Source organism: Blautia caccae (assembly GCF_040095955.1).
GTDB classification, from domain to species: domain Bacteria; phylum Bacillota; class Clostridia; order Lachnospirales; family Lachnospiraceae; genus Blautia; species Blautia celeris.
The window spans coordinates 1-1,224 of record NZ_JBBMFP010000075.1 but is presented as its reverse complement, the minus strand read 5'-3'; the positions used below and the strand labels follow the sequence as shown (position 1 = coordinate 1,224).

2 protein-coding genes are annotated in these 1,224 nt (G+C 40.9%); both read left to right on the top strand.

The genetic code is table 11. The features are described 5' to 3' along the window. The coding region (locus WMO65_RS26180; protein ID WP_494337602.1) for a pyroglutamyl-peptidase I family protein at nt 1-258 on the top strand (258 nt) is incomplete at its 5' end. Continuing rightward, nucleotides 258-680, top strand: coding sequence for a gamma-glutamylcyclotransferase family protein (locus WMO65_RS26175; protein WP_187370585.1), 423 nt, complete (start codon nt 258-260; stop codon nt 678-680). The genes WMO65_RS26180 and WMO65_RS26175, both read left to right, overlap by 1 nt. Nucleotides 681-1,224 lie beyond the last annotated feature (544 nt).

Here is a 1,224-nt window from a genome sequence, read left to right as displayed (position 1 = left end):
CCCGCATCCATATCCAATACGGCGGGTACCTTTGTCTGCAACCATGTGACATACGGGGTCTGTCATATGCTGGCAGCTAAATATCCTGGAAAGCGCAGTGGTTTTATCCATATTCCTTTCCTGCCCCAGCAGGTAATAGATAAAAAGAATATGCCGTCCATGTCACAGGGTGTACTGGTGGAGGGTATTGAAGCCGCAATTGAGGCAATTGTAGACACACCCACAGATATTAAGGTGATGGGCGGTGCAACACACTGATGAGAAGAGTGTTTGTATATGGGACACTTCGTGTGGGGATGTATAATTATGAGTACTATTACAAAGCTCATGATACATTCCGGCGCTATGCTTATGTGAAAGGCTCGCTCCATGCTATTAGGGGTAAAGCGTATCCTGCTTTGACGATAGGAGATGAGATGGTTCTGGGTGAGATTCATGAGGTGCCGGACGATGTCCAGAATGAAGTAGATTTGATGGAAGGCTTCTTTGGTGAGGGCAGAATAGAAAATGAATACGACAAAGTGTTTTGTACCATATATGATGACCTGGGCGAAGAAATCGATCATTTGCCAGTATATTTCTATAATCTAAGAAATCCGGAGAACCGGAAATTGATCGGGGACGTGATTTCATGTAACGATTATGTGAAATATCTGGAGATAAGAAAGAAAGATGAGTAATCTGCCTGTGGTAGTATTAATTAATTTGTGTTTGCAATACGCTTATCCACAATGCCCTGTTTCTTGCCGAAATGACATATGGATTATGTTTCCCGGACTGGTCCGGCGTTACTGTGCTTTGTGGAGATTTTCCCGGAGGATTGCCAGGAACCCTTTTTTTAGGGATTTCATAAAGATACTTTTAAATTTAGGATAGCGGTATAGCATGGCAGTGTTATACCGCTTTTCCCATATATACAGACCCTTTCGTGCATCCAATTCCTTCTGACGTATATGTGGCTCTGTAAATGCATCTATGTATTTTTGTATTTGATATTTAGAAGTTCGGTTTAGGGGCATTACAATTTAAGATAAAAAATCTATTTGTTGCATGGTGCAAAGATGTCAAAGAAAAATACGATAGGATTAATATCCAAGATCTGCGAAGGATATCCTGAAACAGGGGTGTACTAACTAGACATCATTAGACATCGACACGGAATTTCATTTGTGTTATGATAGAATTACCAAAAGAAGGAAGAAACAAGAGGGTTTCGGAAGTATA